Source organism: Amycolatopsis kentuckyensis, from assembly GCF_002155975.1.
Lineage (GTDB): Bacteria > Actinomycetota > Actinomycetes > Mycobacteriales > Pseudonocardiaceae > Amycolatopsis > Amycolatopsis kentuckyensis.
In genome coordinates this window covers 1-1,761 of record NZ_MUMI01000586.1, presented here as the reverse complement: position 1 = coordinate 1,761, position 1,761 = coordinate 1, and the positions used below count along the sequence as shown (strand labels likewise).

Genomic DNA, 1,761 nt, shown 5'->3' with positions numbered 1-1,761 from the left:
TTGGGCGGCGCGCCGGGGCGGTGGGCGAGCCTGGGGATGGTCCGCACAGTAGGGTTCCGACCATGGCCAGCAAGCCCAAGCAGCTGCTCGCGGAGTTGACGCACCCGGGTCCGCACGAGGTCCTGCGGGGCAACCTTGCCCTGGTCGGGCTGCCCGGTGTGGTCTTCACGCCGCGCGCCGGGCTCGGGCTGCCCGCCGTGGCCTTCGGGCACGGGTGGCTGCAGCCGCCCGATCGGTACCGGGAGCTGCTTCGCCACCTTGCCAGCTGGGGCATCGTCGCCGCCGCGCCGGCCACTCAGCGGGGGCCCCTGCCCTCGCACCGGCTGCTCGCCGCCGATCTGCTCACCACTCTCGACGTCGTCACCACCGTGCGGCTCGGGCCGGACGGCATCAGCGTCGATCCCGGCAAGCTCGGCCTTGCCGGGCACTCCACCGGTGGCGGGTCCGCCGTCCTCGCCGCGGCTCAGGACGCTCGGAGCGAGAACCCGCGGATCAAGGCCGTCGCCACCATCACCGCCGCCCAGACGCTGCCGCCGGCCACCGAGTCGGCGAAGGCGATCACCGTTCCCGGGCTGCACCTCGCCGCCGAAGACGACTTGGTCGCTCCCGCCGTTGCGCACGCCGAGGCGATCTCCGGGGCCTGGGGCGGGGAGGACGTCCAGCTGCGGTTCCTCGGCAAGGCGTCCCACCTGGGCGTCACCGAGGGCAGGCACTGGTCGCAGCTGGTCATGCACGGCAAGCCGCACCGCAAGACGCAGCAGCTCACCCGCGCGCTGTTCACCGCCTTCTTCCTGACCCACCTGACCGGCACCGACAAGTACCGGCCCCTGCTCGAGGCGGACGTCAAGCGCGCCCCCATCGAGCGCGAAGAAGAGCCCGCCCACTGACGCGGACGGGCTCTTCGGAGGCTCAGACCAGCCAGCTCGTGCTGGAGAAGTCGTCCTCGTCGTCGGGCTGACGCGCGTGCCTGCCCCGCCGCGGCGGTTCGGGCGCCGCCGGTGGTGGCTCCGGGGCCGGTTCCGGGCGCGGCGGGGCCGCCGCGACCGGGGTTCCGTAGCTCGGCGTCGGGTAGTTCGTGTAGCCGGTGTCGGCCTCTTCGTCGGCGACGCCGAACTCCATCAGCGACTCGCGGGACTTGTCGGCCAGCGTCTTCTCCGTCGCCCAGCCGCCCGCGCTCTGCTTACGCTTGTTGAGCTCGTCCATGTGCTCGGCGTACTTCTGGGCGGCGGCCAGCTCCTTCTGCATGCCCTCGCGGGCCTGCTGCTGGGCTTCGGCGAGCCGGCGTTCGCGCAGCCCACGCTGCTCGTCCTGCTCCCGCGCCGCCGCGTCCATCGTCGAAATCGCCGCGCGATAGCGGTCTTCGGCGCTGCTCATCGGCCCTCCTCGCCCCTCGTCACCGGTCGTACCGGATCGAACGGTCACCCTCGTCGTCGAGCGAGCCGCTGATGCGGCCCTTCGCGCCGCTCGTCTCGAACACGCCACCCTCGATGCGGTACTGGCTGGGCCCGCGCTGCTGGTCGCCGCCGCCACCGCCACCGGGGGCGCCGCCCATGCCGCCCATCATGCCCATGCCGCCCATCCCCGACATCGCGCTCGAGCTCGCCGAGCCCGCGGCCGCCTGGTGCATGCCGGGGTCGACCGGGGTCGCACCGAGCCCGCCGCCGTCGGACATCGGCAGCGAGGCGTCGCTGCCCGTCTGGGCGCCCGGGTCCAGCGAGACGGCACCGGCGAAGTCCGGCGACCCACCGCCGGTGACGGCCG

The 1,761-nt window shown here is 73.8% G+C and carries 2 protein-coding genes and 1 pseudogene; 1 reads left to right on the top strand and 2 read right to left on the bottom strand.

Annotation, left to right across the window (positions count from 1 at the left end; all coding sequences use genetic code 11):
- Positions 1 to 62: 62 nt before the first annotated feature.
- Complete coding sequence (locus CCN39_RS42880) at positions 63 to 887, top strand: dienelactone hydrolase family protein (protein WP_086852321.1); 825 nt, start codon at positions 63 to 65, stop codon at positions 885 to 887.
- Between the two features lie 22 nt (positions 888 to 909).
- On the opposite strand, the gene CCN39_RS42875 is transcribed toward CCN39_RS42880, so the two are convergent.
- Both CCN39_RS42875 and CCN39_RS42870 read right to left on the bottom strand, forming a co-directional pair.
- Positions 910 to 1,374: a hypothetical protein gene (locus CCN39_RS42875; RefSeq protein WP_086852320.1), complete on the bottom strand. Its 465-nt coding sequence runs from the start codon at positions 1,372 to 1,374 to the stop codon at positions 910 to 912.
- Between the two features lie 19 nt (positions 1,375 to 1,393).
- Positions 1,394 to 1,761: pseudogene (locus tag CCN39_RS42870) on the bottom strand (WXG100 family type VII secretion target); the annotation flags it as partial.